Origin of the sequence: Parasphingomonas puruogangriensis, from assembly GCF_036663635.1 — a bacterium.
In the GTDB taxonomy this organism is placed as follows: domain Bacteria; phylum Pseudomonadota; class Alphaproteobacteria; order Sphingomonadales; family Sphingomonadaceae; genus Sphingomonas.
The window spans coordinates 225,579-241,412 of the sequence record NZ_JAXOJI010000007.1; the positions used below are offsets into that span (position 1 = coordinate 225,579).

The 15,834-nt window shown below is 65.3% G+C and carries 16 protein-coding genes; 10 read left to right on the forward strand and 6 right to left on the reverse strand.

What is annotated here, in order from left to right:
• Positions 1-12: 12 nt before the first annotated feature.
• From U1739_RS16825 to U1739_RS16850, 6 genes are all read left to right on the forward strand, one after another.
• Complete coding sequence (locus U1739_RS16825) at positions 13-936, forward strand: cytochrome c oxidase subunit 3 (RefSeq protein WP_332709728.1); 924 nt, start codon at positions 13-15, stop codon at positions 934-936.
• Positions 936-1,334 (forward strand): DUF983 domain-containing protein, encoded by a 399-nt coding sequence (locus tag U1739_RS16830; RefSeq protein ID WP_332709729.1) that lies wholly within the window; start codon positions 936-938, stop codon positions 1,332-1,334. The genes U1739_RS16825 and U1739_RS16830 overlap by 1 nt, the downstream gene beginning before the upstream one ends.
• Positions 1,331-1,984 (forward strand): SURF1 family cytochrome oxidase biogenesis protein, encoded by a 654-nt coding sequence (locus U1739_RS16835; protein WP_332709730.1) that lies wholly within the window; start codon positions 1,331-1,333, stop codon positions 1,982-1,984. The genes U1739_RS16830 and U1739_RS16835 overlap by 4 nt, the downstream gene beginning before the upstream one ends.
• An 11-nt stretch (positions 1,985-1,995) precedes the next feature.
• Positions 1,996-3,396: a threonine synthase gene (thrC, locus tag U1739_RS16840; protein ID WP_332709731.1), complete on the forward strand. Its 1,401-nt coding sequence runs from the start codon at positions 1,996-1,998 to the stop codon at positions 3,394-3,396.
• A gap of 8 nt (positions 3,397-3,404) precedes the next feature.
• On the forward strand, positions 3,405-4,274 hold the full coding sequence (locus tag U1739_RS16845) for a class I SAM-dependent methyltransferase (RefSeq protein WP_332709732.1): 870 nt from the start codon (positions 3,405-3,407) through the stop codon (positions 4,272-4,274).
• Positions 4,275-4,340: 66 nt separating this feature from the next.
• Positions 4,341-5,537 carry an acetyl-CoA C-acyltransferase gene (locus U1739_RS16850; RefSeq protein ID WP_332709733.1) on the forward strand — a complete coding sequence of 399 codons (1,197 nt, stop codon included), beginning with the start codon at positions 4,341-4,343 and terminating at the stop codon, positions 5,535-5,537.
• A 106-nt stretch (positions 5,538-5,643) separates the two neighbouring features.
• On the opposite strand, the gene U1739_RS16855 is transcribed toward U1739_RS16850, so the two are convergent.
• The 6 genes from U1739_RS16855 to U1739_RS16880 form a co-directional block, all read right to left on the reverse strand.
• Positions 5,644-6,165 carry an SRPBCC family protein gene (locus U1739_RS16855; protein ID WP_332709734.1) on the reverse strand — a complete coding sequence of 174 codons (522 nt, stop codon included), beginning with the start codon at positions 6,163-6,165 and terminating at the stop codon, positions 5,644-5,646.
• A complete protein-coding gene (locus U1739_RS16860; RefSeq protein ID WP_332709735.1) occupies positions 6,162-6,491 on the reverse strand; it encodes an ArsR/SmtB family transcription factor in 330 nt (109 codons plus the stop codon). Before U1739_RS16860 ends, U1739_RS16855 begins: the two co-directional genes overlap by 4 nt.
• 50 nt (positions 6,492-6,541) lie before the next feature.
• Positions 6,542-7,915: a dihydrolipoamide acetyltransferase family protein gene (locus U1739_RS16865; protein WP_332709736.1), complete on the reverse strand. Its 1,374-nt coding sequence runs from the start codon at positions 7,913-7,915 to the stop codon at positions 6,542-6,544.
• Positions 7,915-8,919, reverse strand: coding sequence for an alpha-ketoacid dehydrogenase subunit beta (locus U1739_RS16870; protein WP_332709794.1), 1,005 nt, complete (start codon positions 8,917-8,919; stop codon positions 7,915-7,917). The genes U1739_RS16865 and U1739_RS16870 overlap by 1 nt, the downstream gene beginning before the upstream one ends.
• 53 nt (positions 8,920-8,972) lie before the next feature.
• On the reverse strand, positions 8,973-10,274 hold the full coding sequence (locus tag U1739_RS16875; RefSeq protein WP_332709737.1) for a 3-methyl-2-oxobutanoate dehydrogenase (2-methylpropanoyl-transferring) subunit alpha: 1,302 nt from the start codon (positions 10,272-10,274) through the stop codon (positions 8,973-8,975).
• A gap of 209 nt (positions 10,275-10,483) precedes the next feature.
• Positions 10,484-11,488, reverse strand: a complete 1,005-nt coding sequence (locus U1739_RS16880) for a fumarylacetoacetate hydrolase family protein (RefSeq protein ID WP_332709738.1) — start codon at positions 11,486-11,488, stop codon at positions 10,484-10,486.
• A 132-nt stretch (positions 11,489-11,620) separates the two neighbouring features.
• On the opposite strand from U1739_RS16880, the gene U1739_RS16885 reads away from it, so the two are divergent.
• The 4 genes from U1739_RS16885 (at position 11,621) to U1739_RS16900 (ending at position 15,744) form a co-directional block, all read left to right on the forward strand.
• Positions 11,621-12,775: an acyl-CoA dehydrogenase family protein gene (locus U1739_RS16885; protein WP_332709739.1), complete on the forward strand. Its 1,155-nt coding sequence runs from the start codon at positions 11,621-11,623 to the stop codon at positions 12,773-12,775.
• 256 nt (positions 12,776-13,031) lie between these two features.
• The gene (locus U1739_RS16890) at positions 13,032-13,871 is read left to right on the forward strand and encodes a CDP-alcohol phosphatidyltransferase family protein (protein ID WP_332709740.1); all 840 of its coding nucleotides are present in this window, start codon (positions 13,032-13,034) and stop codon (positions 13,869-13,871) included.
• A gap of 60 nt (positions 13,872-13,931) precedes the next feature.
• Entirely contained in the window at positions 13,932-15,026 is a 1,095-nt protein-coding gene (locus U1739_RS16895; protein ID WP_332709741.1) for an inositol-3-phosphate synthase, read from the forward strand.
• A 7-nt stretch (positions 15,027-15,033) separates the two neighbouring features.
• Positions 15,034-15,744, forward strand: coding sequence for a phosphocholine cytidylyltransferase family protein (locus tag U1739_RS16900; protein ID WP_332709742.1), 711 nt, complete (start codon positions 15,034-15,036; stop codon positions 15,742-15,744).
• Positions 15,745-15,834 lie beyond the last annotated feature (90 nt).

Consider the following 15,834-nt stretch of genomic DNA (forward strand, 5'->3'; position numbering starts at 1 on the left):
GAGGGACCGATCATGGCCGGCGCCAAGAACCACGATTATCATATTCTTAGCCCCGATCCGTGGCCGATCATCGGCTCGTTCTCGGCGCTCGCCATGGCGATCGGCGGGATCATGTGGATGCATGGCGGCCATGTCGACAAGCCCAATGGCGGCGGCGTGATCTTCTTCCTCGGGCTGCTCGGCGTGCTCATCACCATGTTCTGCTGGTGGGGCAACGTGATCAAGGAAGCGCATAATGGCGATCACACGCCGGTCGTGCAGCTCCACCTGCGCTACGGCATGATCTTGTTCATCGCCTCCGAAGTGATGTTCTTCGTCGGCTGGTTCTGGGCGTTCTTCGATTTCTCGCTATTCCCCGCGCCGGTCGAGTTGATCGAAGGCGTGCCCGGCCTGATCGCCGATGCCGCCGCCGGCGCGGCGACCTGGCCGCCCAAGGGGCTGGAAGTGATCAACGCGTTCGAGCTGCCGTTGCTCAACACGCTGATCCTGTTGCTCTCGGGCACCACCGTCACCTGGGCGCATCATGCCCTGATCCATGGTCAGCGCGGCGGCGAGAAGACCGGTGCATGGGGCGCGATCGGCGTTGGCAACCGCGACGGCGTGCTCAAGGGCCTGTGGATCACGATCCTGCTCGGCCTGCTGTTCAGCTCGATCCAGGCCTATGAATATGCCCATGCGCCATTCCCGTTCAAGGGGATCAACTATGGCGCGGCGTTCTTCATGGCGACGGGCTTCCACGGCTTCCACGTGCTGATCGGCACGATCTTCCTGATCGTCTGCCTGATCCGCGCCTATAAGGGCGACTTCACCCCGAAGCAGCATTTCGGCTTCGAAGCGGCGGCCTGGTATTGGCATTTCGTCGACGTGGTGTGGCTGTTCCTATTCGTCACCGTCTATGTCTGGGGCGGCTGGGGCGCACCGGTCCACGGCGGTTGATGCCGGCCGAGCCGATGGCGGCGGGCGCACCGACGCCCGTCGCGGTCGCGCTCGGCGGCCTCTGCCCGCGCTGCGGCGCGAAGACGCTGTTCGACGGCTGGGCGAGCTTCGCGCCACGCTGTCGCCAGTGCGGGCTCGATTTCGGCGTCTTTAACGTTGGCGATGGCCCGGCCGCCTTCCTCACGCTGATCCTCGGCGCGATCGTGACGGCAATGGCGATCACGCTCGAGCTGACGCTGCACCCGCCGCTGTGGCTGCACATGCTGATCTGGATTCCGGTCACCGCCATCGGCGTCGTGGTCAGTTTGCGTGCCGCCAAGGGGGCGCTGATCGCAGCGGAATATCGCGGCGCGGCGCGCGAGGGTCGCGCGATCGATCCGCCCGCGGCCCCACAGTGAAGCGCTTGCCGATCCTGTCGACGATCGTCGTCGGCCTGGCCATCGCCGTGATGGTCGCGCTCGGCGTCTGGCAATTGCAGCGCAAGGCCGAGAAGGAGGCGATGATGGCGCAATATGCCGCCAACATCACGCTTCCCGAGATCGCCTTCCCGGCAAAGCCGGTCGATGATGCGTTGCTGTTTCGCAAGGCTGCCGGTTTCTGCCGTGAGCCGATCAGCTGGAGCCAGCGCTCGGGCCGGGATGCCAAGGGCGCGACCGGCTGGCGCCAGATCGCGCACTGCGGCACCGGCGTCGAGGCCCCCGGCCTGATCGTCCAGCTCGGCCTCTCGCGGCAACCCGGGGGCAAGCCGGCCTGGCGGGGCGGCGCGGTGCGTGGTTATATCAGCCATGCGCCGGACAATCAGCCGCTGATCCTGGCCCTGGTCGGCATGGCGCATCCCAAGACGCTGATGCTGGTCGCCGCCACGCCGGTCGCGGCGCTTGCCGCCAATCCGGTGCCCGATCTGTCCTCGGTGCCGAACAATCATCTCGCCTATGCGGTGCAATGGTTCCTGTTCGCGGGGATTGCCGGGATCATTTACGGGCTGGCGCTGCGTCGGCGCATGACGACACCGCCAGCCGAGGTTGCCCCGACGTCGCCCGCCCGCTAGTCGCCAAGGCCATGCGCTACATCTCCACCCGCGGCACCGCCCCCGTCCTCGATTTCGAGGCCGTCACGCTGACCGGCCTGGCCAGCGACGGCGGGCTGTATCTCCCCGATTCCTGGCCCACGCTCTCGCCCGAGCAGATCGCTGCGCTGCGCGGCATGTCGTATGTCGACACCGCGGTGGAAGTGATGGCGCCGTTTGTCGAGGGCACGCTCAGCCGGGACGATCTGCGCACGTTGTGCCAGCAGGCCTATGGCCGCTTCAGCCATGCGGCGGTCACCCCGCTGGTCCAGCTCGACGGGCAGCATTGGTTGCTCGAACTGTTCCACGGCCCTACGCTGGCGTTCAAGGATGTCGCGCTGCAATTGCTTGGGCTGCTGTTCGAGCGCTTTCTGTCGGGCACGGATAAGCAGTTGACCGTGGTCGGCGCAACCTCCGGCGATACCGGCTCGGCGGCGATCGATGCGCTGGCCGGGCGCGCCGGGGTCGATGTGTTCATGCTCCATCCCAAGGGCCGCGTCTCCGATGTGCAGCGCCGGCAGATGACCACCGTGCTCGCGCCCAACATCCACAACATTGCCCTGGAGAACGCCAGCTTCGACGATTGCCAGGCGCTGGTGAAGGCGATGTTCAACTCGCCCGACTTCTCCGGCAAGTTCGCGCTCTCGGCGGTCAATTCGATCAATTGGGCACGGCTGATGGCGCAGATCGTCTATTATTTCTTCGCCGCTGTCCGCCTTGGCGCGCCGGAGCGGCCGGTCGCGTTCTCCGTGCCGACAGGGAATTTCGGCGATGTGTTCGCAGGGTATGTCGCGGCCAAGATGGGGTTGCCCATCGCCAAGCTGATCGTCGCCACCAACGTGAACGACATCCTGCACCGCGCACTGTCGCAGGGCGATTATTCGCAAGGCACGGTCGTGCCGACGCCGTCGCCGTCGATGGATATCCAGGTATCGAGCAATTTCGAGCGCCTGCTGTTCGATCTCGGCGGCCGTGATGGCGGCGCGCTTGCTGCGCAGATGCAGGGTTTCGAAGCCTCGAAGGCGATGCGGCTGACCAACGCGCAGCAGAGCGGCAGCGCCGGGCTGCTGGGCAGCGACCGGGTTGATCTGGACGATATGGCGCTGGCGATGCGCTGGGCCTGCGACGGCGCGGGGCAGGTGATCGACCCGCATACCGCGATCGCGCTGGCCGCGGCGCGTCGCGCCGATCTCGGCGACACGCCGATCGTCACGCTGGCGACGGCGCACCCGGCCAAGTTCGGCGACGCGGTCGAGCGCGCGACCGGCCTGCGGCCCGCGCTGCCGGCGCGGATCGGCGATCTGTTCGACCGCGAAGAACGCTATGCCAGCCTGCCCGGCACGTTCGAGGCAGTGACGGCGTATATCGCCGAGCGCGCCGTCCCCTCCGCCTGAGCAGTCCGATGGAATTGAAGACACTTATCGGCGAACCCTGGCCCGATTACGGGCTGATCGACTCCGGCCATGGCCGCAAGCTCGAGCGCTATGGCCGTTTCCGCTTCATCCGCCCTGAGGCGCAGGCCATGTGGGCGCCGGCCTCGACCGAGTGGAAAGCGCGTGGCGAATTCCTCCCCGGCTCCGACGAGGATGGCGGCGGGCGTTGGGAATTCAACCAGCCGGTGCCGCGTGAAGGCTGGCCGCTAAAGTGGGACGACGTCACCTTCACCGCCAACAACACGCCGTTCCGCCATCTCGGTTTCTTCCCCGACATGGCGCCGGTCTGGTCGTGGATGCGGGCGCAAGTCGCGGACAAGACCGACGCGGAATGCATGAACCTGTTCGGCTATACCGGCGTGGGGACGCTGGCGATGGCCGGGCAGGGCGTGAAAATGGTGCATGTCGACGCGTCCAAGAAGTCGGTCGAGGCGGCGCGCGCCAATGCGCAGCTTTCCGGCATGGCCGACCGGCCGATCCGCTGGATGACCGACGACGCGACCAAGTTCGTCGCGCGCGAAGTGCGCCGCGGGCGGCGCTACGACGGCATCCTGCTCGATCCGCCCAAATATGGCCGCGGTCCCGATGGCGAAGTGTGGAAGCTGGAGGAAGGCCTGCCCGGGCTGATCGCCGATTGCCGGCAATTGCTCGATGCCGAGTCGCGCTTCCTGTTCCTGACGGTCTATGCGGTGCGCATGTCGGCGCTGGCGATCGGCGAATTGTTGCGCCAGACACTCGGCGATCTCGGCGGCACGGTCGAGGCGGGCGAACTCGCGGTGCGCGAGGAAGCGCGGGGGCTGCTGCTGCCGACCGCCATCTGGGCCCGCTGGAGCCGATAACCGTCTTTCCAATCATGATCCTGCGCCCTAGACTATCGCCATACCGATAGCTCGAAAGGCCAGTTCATGCGTGAAGCCGCCATTATTGCCACGGCGCGGACCCCGATCGGCAAGGCCTATCGCGGCGCGTTCAACATTACCGAAGCGCCGGTGCTCGCGGCGCATGTGATGAACGCCGCGGTCGAGCGCGCCGGCATCGATCCCGCGCGGCTCGACGAGATCTTCTGGGGCGTTGGCGGGCAATATGGCACGCAAGGCGGCAATGCCGGGCGCATGGCGGTGTTCGCCGCTGGCCTGCCGGAGAGCGTGCCGGCCTTTACGCTCGATCGCAAATGCGGTTCGGGCCTTACGGCAGTGGCGCTCGCCGCACGCTCGATCATCTGCGATGAAATGGATGTGGCGCTGGCCGGTGGCATGGAATCGATCAGCCTGACCGTCACCAAGGATGCGCCGCGCTTCCTGAACAGTTCGGTCGTCGCCAACGAGCCGGCGGCGTACATTCCGATGATCGAGACGGCGGAAATCGTCGCCGAGCGCTACAATATCTCCCGAGAAGCACAGGATGCGTATGGCGCGCAGAGCCAGCAGCGTGCCGTTGCCGGCCTCGCCGCCGGAGCGTTTGCCGAGGAGATTGCCCCGATCACGGTCGAGAAGGGCCTGTTCGACAAGCAGGGCAACCGCACCGGCAGCGAGACGGTGACGCTGAGCCAAGACGAAGGCATTCGCGACGGTACCACGGCGGAGGGGCTGGCCGGGCTCAAGACGGTCTGGCCCGGCGGCCAGTTCAGCGGCCCCGGCAGCAGCATCACGGCGGGCAATGCCAGCCAATTGTCCGATGGCGCCTCGGCGCAGATCCTGATGGATCGCAAGACGGCAGAGGCCGAGGGCAAGCAGATCCTGGGCATCTATCGCGGCTTCCAGGCGGCGGGCTGCGCGCCGGACGAGATGGGCATCGGCCCGGTCTTCGCGATTCCCAAACTGCTGGACCGTGCCGGCTTGTCGGTGGCCGATATCGGGCTGTGGGAATTGAACGAAGCGTTCGCCTCGCAATGCCTGTATTGCCGCGACACGCTGGGCATCGATCCGGAGAAGTATAACGTCAATGGTGGTGCGATCGCCGTTGGGCACCCTTTCGGCATGACGGGATCGCGGCTGGTCGGGCATGCGCTGATCGAGGGTCGCAAGCGCGGCGTGCGCTATGTCGTGGTGTCGATGTGCACCGCCGGCGGGATGGGCGCGGCGGGGCTGTTCGAGATCGTCTAACTGCCGATCCTGAACCGAGGGAGCAGTTCCCCTGCGAACGCAGGGGCCCAGGGCCGCAAGCGCACCGTGCGTTACCGTGGACCCCTACGTTCGCAGGGGAACAGATCTACCCAAGTGCCGTGGTCACCTGCGCCTCCGACTTTGCATGCAGCGCCCAGAAATCGCGCACGCTGCCGCCGGCCAGGATCGCCTGCAGCACCGCAAGATGCGCATGCCAGCCGCCGCCGAAATTGGCCATCGCCGGCGGCCCGGAAATGCCGTCATGCGTCAGCACCAGTCGGGTCCGGCCGCCTTGGTCGAACAGTTCGAACCGCACCACGCCTTCCTTGCCGCCATCCCAAGTGAACGCGAGCCGGTGCGGCGGCTCGAACAGCACGATGCGCTCCTCGCCCCGCGCGCCTTGGTGTGCACGATACTTTTCCGGATATGGCACCGGATCCGACGAGAGATTATCGTGATCGAACACCAATTCGAGTGCGCCGCCCTCGTGCGGCTCCATCGCGCCGCCGGCGAACCAGCGCGAGCGCAGTTCTGCGTCGAACAGATAATGCCAGACCGTCTCGACCGGCGCGTCGAGCAGCCGTTCGAGCCGAAGCGTATCGGGGGCGGGGGATTGGATATCGATCATGGCATCTGCTCCTGTTCATCGGCGATCATCGCTTCGAGCGCGTCAAGCCGCGCGTTCCAGAAACCTTCCCATTGCTTGAGCCACGCCTCCGCCTCGCGCAGCGGCTCGGCGCGCAGCCGACAGAGCTGCTGCCGACCGGCCTTGCGCCGTTCGACCAGCCCCGCGCGTTCCAATGCCTGCACATGCTTGGCAGCACCGGCGAAGCTCATCGCGTGCGGGGCGGCGAGATCGCCGATACTGCGCTCGCCGCCGCGCAGCTGTGCGAGCATGGCGCGGCGGGTGGGGTCGGCTAGCGCGGCGAAGGTAATGTCGAGTCGCTCAACCATAGGGTTGAATATGCGACTTACCCGCGATTAGTCAACCGTCTGGTTTAACGTTAGTCGGCGAACAGTAGCACCGGTGTTTCGAGATACTTTTTGAGTTCCTGAACGAAGCTCGCCGCGTCCCACCCATCGACGACCCTGTGGTCGCACGAGATCGACAGGTTCATCAGCTTCGCGCGTCGGATCTCGTCGCCGTCGAACACCGGGCGCTCGACGATTTTGTTGGGCCCGATAATCGCCACTTCCGGGCGGTTGATCACCGGTGTGGTGGCGATGCCGCCCAAGGGGCCAAGTGAGGTGATGGTCAGCGTCGAGCCGCTCAATTCCGCGCTGCTTGCCTTGCCACTGCGCGCCGCCTCGGCGAGGCGCCCGATCTCGCTGGCGAGTTGCCAAACGTTGCGGTCCTGCGCGTCGCGGATCACCGGTACCATCAGCCCGGCATCGGTCTGCGTCGCCATGCCGAGATGCACTGCGCCGTGGCGCGTGACCACGCCCGCTTCATCGTCATAGCGTGCGTTGATCATCGGGAAGGCAGGAATGGCCTTGCAGATCGCGACGATCATCAGCGGCAGCATGGTCAGCTTGGGGCGCTGCCCGCGATTGGCGTTGAGATCCGCACGCATGTCTTCGAGCGCGGTGACGTCGATCTCGTCGACATAGGTGAAATGCGGGATCGCACGTTTCGACGCCGCCATGTTCTCGGCAATGCGGCGGCGCATGCCAATCACCTTGATTGGCTGGTCAGGCCGGGCGTTGGCGGCGTGGGGGGGCTGGTAGCCCTGGCCTTGGCCGTAGCGCAGATACGCGTCGAGATCGGCGTGGCGGACGCGATCCGATTCGGTTTTTACATGCGCGAGGTCGATGCCGAGATCGGCCGCGCGGGCGCGCACCGCGGGGGAGGCGAGGGCTTTCCCCTGCTCTACATCTTTCCCCGCCGCAGGCCGGGGCCCAGTCGCGGAGGTGGATGTAACTTCGCGCTGCGCTACGCCATCAGCGTCTCCCGACTGGGTCTCGGCCTGCGCCGGCGAAAGCGCCGATGCGGCAGGGGACGTCTCCTCTACTCCCGGATTCTCCGCCTCATATTGCTCGGCCACTTCAGCCTGCTCGGCACTCGCCGGCGCGACCTTCAACTCGGCCGGCGGATCGATGCGCAACGCCGGGGCTTCCTCCGCCGAAAACTCTTCTTCGCCCGTTTCGATCACCACCAACGCTGCGCCGATCGACACTTGATCGCCGACCTCGCCGGCCAGTTCGACGACGATCCCCGACACCGGCGATTCCATCTCAACCGTTGCCTTGTCGGTCATCATGTCGGCGATCTGCTGGTCTTCCTCGATCCGATCACCCACGGCGACGTGCCAGGCGACGATCTCCGCCTCGGAAATGCCTTCGCCGATATCGGGAAGCTTGAAGGTAAAGCGTGCCATTACGTCCTCATGACTTTCTTGAGCGCTTCGCCGATGCGGACGGGCCCGGGGAAATAGGCCCATTCCAGGCTGTGCGGATAGGGCGTGTCGAAGCCGGTGACGCGTTCGATCGGCGCCTCGAGATGGTAGAAGCAGCGTTCCTGCACGATCGCTGACAGCTCGGCACCGAACCCGCTGGTGCGCGTCGCTTCGTGGATGATCATGCAGCGCCCGGTCTTTTTGACCGAGGCCTCGATGGTTTCGATATCGAGCGGCACGAGCGTGCGCAGGTCGATGATCTCGGCATCCACGCCGGTTTCGGCGATCACCGCGGCGGCGACATGCACCATCGTGCCGTACGCCAGGATGGTCAGCGCTTCGCCGGGGCGGACGATCTTGGCCTTGCCCAGTTCGATCTTGTAATAACCGGTCGGCACGTCGCCTGCGGGATGCTTCGACCAATTCTGCGCCGGCTTGTCCCAATGGCCATCGAACGGGCCGTTATAGATGCGCTTGGGCTCGAAGAAGATCGTCGGATCATTATCCTCGATCGCCGCGATCAGCAGCCCTTTGGCGTCGTACGGCGTTGACGGGATCACCGTCTTGATGCCCGAGATATGCGTGAAGATGCCTTCCGGGCTCTGGCTGTGCGTCTGCCCACCGAAGATGCCGCCGCCGAAGGGCGAGCGTATCGTGATCGGCGAGGTGAATTCGCCGGCCGAGCGATAGCGCAGCCGCGCCGCTTCCGACACGACCTGATCGAGCGCGGGATAGATGTAATCGGCGAACTGGATTTCGGGCACGGGGCGGAGGCCGTAAGCGCCCATGCCGACCGCCACGCCGATAATGCCGATCTCGGTGATCGGCGTGTCGAACACGCGGGTCTTGCCATGCTTGGCCTGCAGCCCCGCCGTGGCGCGGAACACGCCGCCGAAATAGCCGACATCCTCGCCGAACACGATGACGTCGGGATCGCGTTCCAGCATGATATCCATGGCGGAGTTGATTGCCTGGATCATGTTCATGCGGGTGGTGGGTCCGCTGTCCGCGGGCCGAATTTCGCTGTCCATCATCTCGCTCACGCCGTCCGTGCCCAGGGGCGGCCGCTGGCCGTCTCTTCCGCGACCATCTGCGCCTGTTGTTCGCGCAGATGCCACGGCATTTCTTCGAACACACCGTCGAACAACGTATCGAGCGGCTGGTGCAGCCCATGGCCGAGAATGCCGTTCTGTTCGGCTTCCTTCTGCGCGCGCTTCACTTCCTCGGCCAGTTCCTTGTCCTGCGCGGCGTGGCGCTGCTCGTCCCATTCGCCGATCGCGATGAGATGATCCTTCAGCCGCCGAATCGGATCGCCCAGCGGCCAGGCGTTGGGCTCGCCCTCGCTACGATATTGGCCGGGATCGTCGGAGGTCGAATGGCCTTCGGCGCGATAGGTGAAATGCTCGATCAGCGTCGGCCCCTGGTTGGTCCGCGCGCGTTCCGCTGCCCAGGCGGTGGCGGCGTAGACGGCGAGCGCATCGTTGCCGTCGACGCGCAAGCCGGCGAAGCCATAGCCCACCGCGCGCGCCGCAAAGGTGGTCGATTCGGCCCCGGCAAAACCCGAAAAGCTCGAAATCGCCCACTGATTGTTGACCACGTTGAAGATCACCGGTGCGCGGTACACCGACGCGAAGGTGCAGGCGGAATGGAAATCACCCTCCGCCGTGCTGCCGTCGCCGCACCAGGTGGCGGCGATGCGCGTGTCGCCCTTGGCAGCGCTGGCCATCGCCCAGCCCACCGCTTGCGGATATTGCGTGGTGAGATTGCCCGAGATCGAGAAGAAGCCGGCCTCACGCACCGAATACATGATCGGCAGCTGCTTGCCCTGCAGCCGATCCGCGGTGTTGGAATAGATCTGATTCATCATATCGACCATCGACCAGCCGCGCGCGATCAGCAGGCCCTGCTGGCGGTAGGACGGAAAGCACATATCCTCGTAATCGAGCGCATAGGCGGCCGCGACCGCGACCGCCTCCTCGCCCGTACACTTCATGTAGAAGCTGGTCTTGCCCTGGCGCTGGGCGCGGAACATGCGCTCGTCGAACGCGCGCACCAGCGCCATGCTGCGCAGCATGGCGCGCAGCGTGTCGGGCGCGAGTCGCGGGTTCCACGGGCCTACCGCCTGGTGCTCTTCATCGAGCACGCGGACCAGTTCGTAGGCGAGATCGGTAAAGCTGTCGGCCGCATCCGCCGTATCCGGGCGGCGCGCCGCGCCGGCCGCGGGCAGCCGTACCGAGGTAAAATCGACCGCGTCGCCGGGGCGGAACTTGGGTTCCGGCACGTATAGCGACAAAGGCTGCAAATTGGCGCGCCTCGTACCGCGTCCTGGGTCGCTGGACATGAAATCTCCATAAGTGTCCGCTTACTTGAACGCGCGGACTCGGGTGTCGACCCTTGTTATAAAATTTCAACGGCGATAGCGAGGGGGTGTGGGTGCTCTTATTCCTCTCCCAAGGGGGAGGGGTAGCCAGGCAGTGGCACCTCTCGTGGCTACCCCTCCACCACCAGCCTGGAGAAGGCTGCGGTCCCCCTCCCCCGGTGGGGGAGGAGTTAGGAAGTTACCGTCTGCTCGATCACCCCGAAGATCGGGTGGCGCTTGTCGTCCTCGGCCCAGATTCGCACCGTATCGCCCGCTTTGAGGAACGGCGTCACGGCCTGGCCGCCGGTGATCGTTTCCACCGTGCGCAGCTCGGCCAAGCACGAATAGCCCACGCCGCCCGCGGCGATCGGCTTGCCCGGCCCGCCATCGGCATCGCGGTTGGAGACCGTGCCCGAACCGATAATCGTCCCCGCGCCGAGCTTCCGCGTCTTGGCGGCATGGGCGATCAGCGTGCCGAAATCGAACGTCATGTCCTCGCCGGCTTCGGCCCGGCCGAACGGCTGGCCGTTGAGATCGACCATCAGCTTGCGCCGCAACTTGCCGTCGCTCCACCAGTCGCCCAGCGCGTCGGGCGTCACGAACACGGGCGAGAAAGCGCTGGCCGGCTTGGACTGGAAGAAGCCGAAGCCTTTGGCCAGTTCGCCCGGGATCAGGTTGCGCAAGCTGACATCGTTGGTCAGCCCGACCAGCCGCACCGCGGCCAGCGCCGCGTCGCGCGTCGCGCCAAGCGGCACGTCGCCAGTGACTACTACGACTTCCGCCTCGAGATCGCAGCCCCAGCTTTCATCGGCCAGGGGGATTGGATCGCGCGGCCCCAGGAAACCGTCGCTGCCGCCCTGGTACATCAGCGGATCGTGCCAGAACGTGTCGGGCATGTCCGCGCCGCGCGCTTGCCGCACCAAAGCGACATGGTTCACATAGGCCGAGCCGTCGGCCCATTGATAGGCGCGGGGCAGCGGCGCCGCGGCGTCATGCTCGTGGAATCGGCGCATCGGGATCATCTCATGCTCGAGATCCGTCGCCAGATTTTGCAGATCGGGCAGCAGGCGATCCCAATCATCCAGCGCGGCCTGCAACGTGCCGACGATGTGACCGGCATCGGCATACCAGGCGAGATCGTTCGAGACGACGACAAGCTTGCCGTCGCGGCCGTGTTTGAGGCTGGCCAGTTTCATGATGCTCTCCTGTGTTCTTTTGTCATCCTTAGCCCTCCCGCGACCGACGCGGAAGCCGCGTTGAAGGAGATCGCTTGACGCTCGCGGAAGCCTCGCGCACACCCGCCAAAACAAAAGTTATAGGAGAGTCTGATGTCGCTCGACACCGTCGCCGGTCGCTTTGCATATACCGAGGATCACGAGGCCTTCCGCCAGACCGTGCGCAGCTTCCTGCAGAAAGAAGGCGTGCCGCAGGTCAACGCATGGGAAGAAGCGCGGCTCGTGCCCAAGGATTTCTGGATCAAGGCCGGCGAGATCGGCATGCTGTGCCCGACCGTGCCCGAGGCTTATGGCGGGCTCGGGCTCGACTTCGGCTATAACGCGATCGTCGACGAAGAGATGGCGTATAACGGCGTACCCGCCGGCTTTTCGCTGCAATCCGATATCGTCGCCGGCTATATCGAGCATTACGGTTCGGAAGAGCAAAAGGCCGAATGGCTGCCCAAGATGGTCTCCGGGGAGGTGATAACAGCGATCGCCATGACGGAGCCAGGCACCGGATCCGATCTGCAAGCGATCCGCACCACGGCCAAGAAGGACGGCAACCATTACGTCCTCAACGGCTCCAAGACCTATATCACCAACGGCCAAAACACCGATCTGACCCTGGTCGTTGCCAAGACCGATCCGACTGCCGTGCCGGCGTGGAAGGGCATGTCGATCATTCTCGTCGAAAGCGATCGCGACGGTTTCAAGAAAGGCCGCAAGCTCGACAAGATCGGCCAGGACGCCGCGGACACGTCCGAGCTGTTCTTCGAGGATGTGCGCGTGCCGATCACCAACTGCCTGGGCGAGGAAGGCAAGGGCTTCATCTATCTGATGAGCCAGCTGCCGCAGGAACGACTCAGCATCGCGGTCTCGGTGCAAGCCTCGTCGCAAAAGGCGTTCGACGAGACGGTCGAGTTCACCAAGACGCGCAAGGCCTTTGCCGGCATGGTGTTCGATTTCCAGAATACGCGCTTCGTGCTGGCCGACCTCAAGGCGAAATTGCAGGTCGGCTGGGCGCATCTCGATTGGGCGATTGCCCGTCACCTCAAGGGTGAACTGACCAACGAGGAAGGCGCCGCGGCCAAGCTCTGGCACACCGATCTGCAATGGGAAGTGATGGACGCCTGCCTGCAGCTGCATGGCGGGGCTGGTTATATGAACGAATATCCTATCGCCCGCGCCTGGCGCGCGGCGCGCGTGACGCGGATCTTCGGCGGCACCAACGAGATCATGAAGGAGCTGATCGGGCGCTCGCTGTAGGGCGGCGACGCTCGAGGCGACCTGCACGCCACCCGTCATCCCCGCGCAGGCGGGGACCCATATTGGCTGACGTCGCGGCCTAATGCACTACCGTCGAGCATATGGATCCCCGCCTGCGCGGGGATGACGCCACTTATATGTCCGCTCGGTGAGGTATAAGGTGGGGGATGACCTGTCCTGCGGCGATGCGCTTAGTCGCATCCGTCACTATCCCGCTCTTGCGGAAATAGCGCCGAAACGGCATAATGACAGCTCGATGACGATTCCACCGCCCGACGGTTCGCGTGACAGGCGGATAGAGGATTCCACCAATCTCTGGGTGATCCATCCGGCTGCCCGCGTGCTGCTGCCGCTGGCGCTGCGCTTGGGCATATCGGCCAACATGGTCTCGTTCGCCGGACTCGGCCTCGGCATTGCCGCAGCCTATGCCTTTGCCCAGTGGAATGATCCGCGCGCCGTGGTCGCCGGGCTGCTGCTGTCGGTCGGCTGGCTGATCGCCGACGGGCTCGACGGCATGATCGCACGCGCCACCAAGACCGCCTCCGCTTTCGGCCGCCTGCTCGATGGATTGTGCGACCACGGCGTGTTCGCCTTATTCTACCTGACGCTCGCCGCCACGGTCGGTACGCTGGAAGGCTGGCTACTGGCCATTGCCGCCGGGCTGGTCCACGCGCTGCAATCCAATCTGTTCGAAGGGGAGCGCACCCGTTTCCACCGCCGCCTGCGCGGCGACAGCGGCAGCGCGCCGCCTCCGCGCACCGGCAGCCGCCTGGAAAAGCTCTACGACGATGTCTCGCGCAGCGTCGATCGACTGGCCGATCCGTTCGATCGTGCGCTGGCCGCGAGCGGCGATGCGCAACGTTTCGGGCGGGACTATGCCACGCGCGCGGCCGCGCCGATGAAGCTGATGGCGTTCGAAAGCGCCAACATGCGCGTCGCCGCGATCTTCCTTGCCTGCCTGGCCGGCGACCCCAGATTGTTCTGGTGGTTCGAGCTCGTCCCACTCACGCTCTTGCTAGCGGGTACCTTGTTCTGGCATCGGCGCGTGGAAGCGGCGCTGGTGTCTCCCGCCGGCGCTGCACCCGTAAATACCTAAATACCGGCCGCCTCTGCCGCCGAGCCCCCCATTGATAGACTCGAAGGATTTCCTCCAGCCATGAATACCATCAACGTCGCCGTGATCGGCATCGGCAATTGCGCCAGTTCGCTGGTCCAGGGCCTGGCCTTTTACCACCAGGGCCAGAACGACCATGTCGGTCTGATGCATTGGGATCTCGGCGGCTACAAGCCGAGCGACATCAAGGTCGTCGCGGCGTGGGACGTGGACACGCGCAAGGTCGGCGTCGATGTGGCCGAGGCGATCTTCGCCAAGCCCAATTGCACCGCGATCTTCTGCGCCGACGTGCCGGCAAGCGGCGTCAAGGTGCAGATGGGCAACGTGCTGGACGGCGTCGCCGAGCATATGGCCGACTATAAGGATGATCGCACCTTTATTGTCTCGGACGCAGCGCAGCCGAGCAAGGCCGATGTCGTCGCGGCGCTGCGCGCGAGCGGCGCGCATGTGCTGATGAACTATCTGCCGGTGGGCAGCCAGAAGGCGACCGAATTCTACGCCGAATGCGCGATCGAGGCGGGCGTCGCCTTCGTCAACAACATCCCCGTGTTCATCGCCAGCGACGAAGCCTGGGCCAAGAAGTTCACCGATGCCGGCGTGCCGATCGTCGGCGACGACATCAAGGCGCAGCTCGGCGCGACGATCGTCCACCGCGTGCTGACCGATCTGTTCGCCAAGCGCGGCGTGAAGCTGGAGCGCACCTACCAGCTCAACACGGGCGGCAATACCGACTTCCTCAACATGTCGAACCATCGCCGCCTCGAGTCGAAGAAGATCTCCAAGACGGAAGCGGTCCAGTCGGTCGCGGCCGAGCGGCTCGACGACGACAATGTGCATATCGGCCCATCCGATTACGTGCCGTGGCAGAACGACAACAAGGTCTGCTTCCTGCGCATGGAAGGCACGATGTTCGGTGGCGTGCCGATGAACCTGGAAATGCGCCTGTCGGTCGAGGACAGCCCCAACTCGGCGGGTGTGGCGATCGACATGATCCGCTGCGCCAAGATCGCCAGCGATCGGGGCCTGGCAGGTCCGGTCCATCCGGCGTCCGCTTATTTCTGCAAGCACCCGCCGATCCAGATGACCGACGATCTGGCACAGCAGGCGGTCGAAGATTTCATCGCCGCCGCTGCCTGACGGGCACGTGACGATCACGACCTGCGTGGTGCTCGCCGCCGGGGCGGGCACCCGCCTGCGCGACGCGGCCGAATCGAAGCCGTTATGCGACGTCGCCGGCAAGCCGCTGCTTGATCACGCGATCGAGCGGCTGGCCGCCGCCGGCATCACGCGGATCATCGTTACCACCGGCTATCGTGCTGAGGCGATCGAGGCGCATCTCGCGTCGCGCGCTTGGCCGGTGACGGTGGAGACCGCGCGCACGGTCGACTGGCGCCAGCCCAACGGCGTGTCTGCACTGGCCGCCGCGCCGTTGCTGGACGGGGCGGAAACGCTGTTGGTGATGTGCGATCATCTCGTCGATCCGGCGCTCTACGCGCGTATGGCGGCGGCCGGGGCGGGGCAAGGGCTGCGGCTCGGCATCGACCGGCGGCTCGGGCATGACTGGGTCGATCCGCTCGACGTGACCTGCGTCGCGACGGAGGGCGAGCATATCACCGCGATCGGCAAGGAAATGGCGCCGCACGATTGCTACGACACCGGCGTGTTCGCAGTCGGCCCGGCGTTTTTTGTCGCGCTTGCCGCGCTCGATTCGCCGTCGATCACCGAGGCGGTGCGCGCGCTGATCGCCCAGGGCTCCGCGCTGACGGTCGATTGCAGCGATCTCGACTGGATCGACGTGGACGATCCCAAGGCGCTTGCCGCTGCCAATCTCTGGGCGACTACCACGACCGCCTAAAAGTCCGGCCCAGGCTGGTCATTTCTGTGCCACCACGCCCTATTGTCACGCGGACGCCATACAGAAGGCGCAACCGCGACGGCTTGAGGG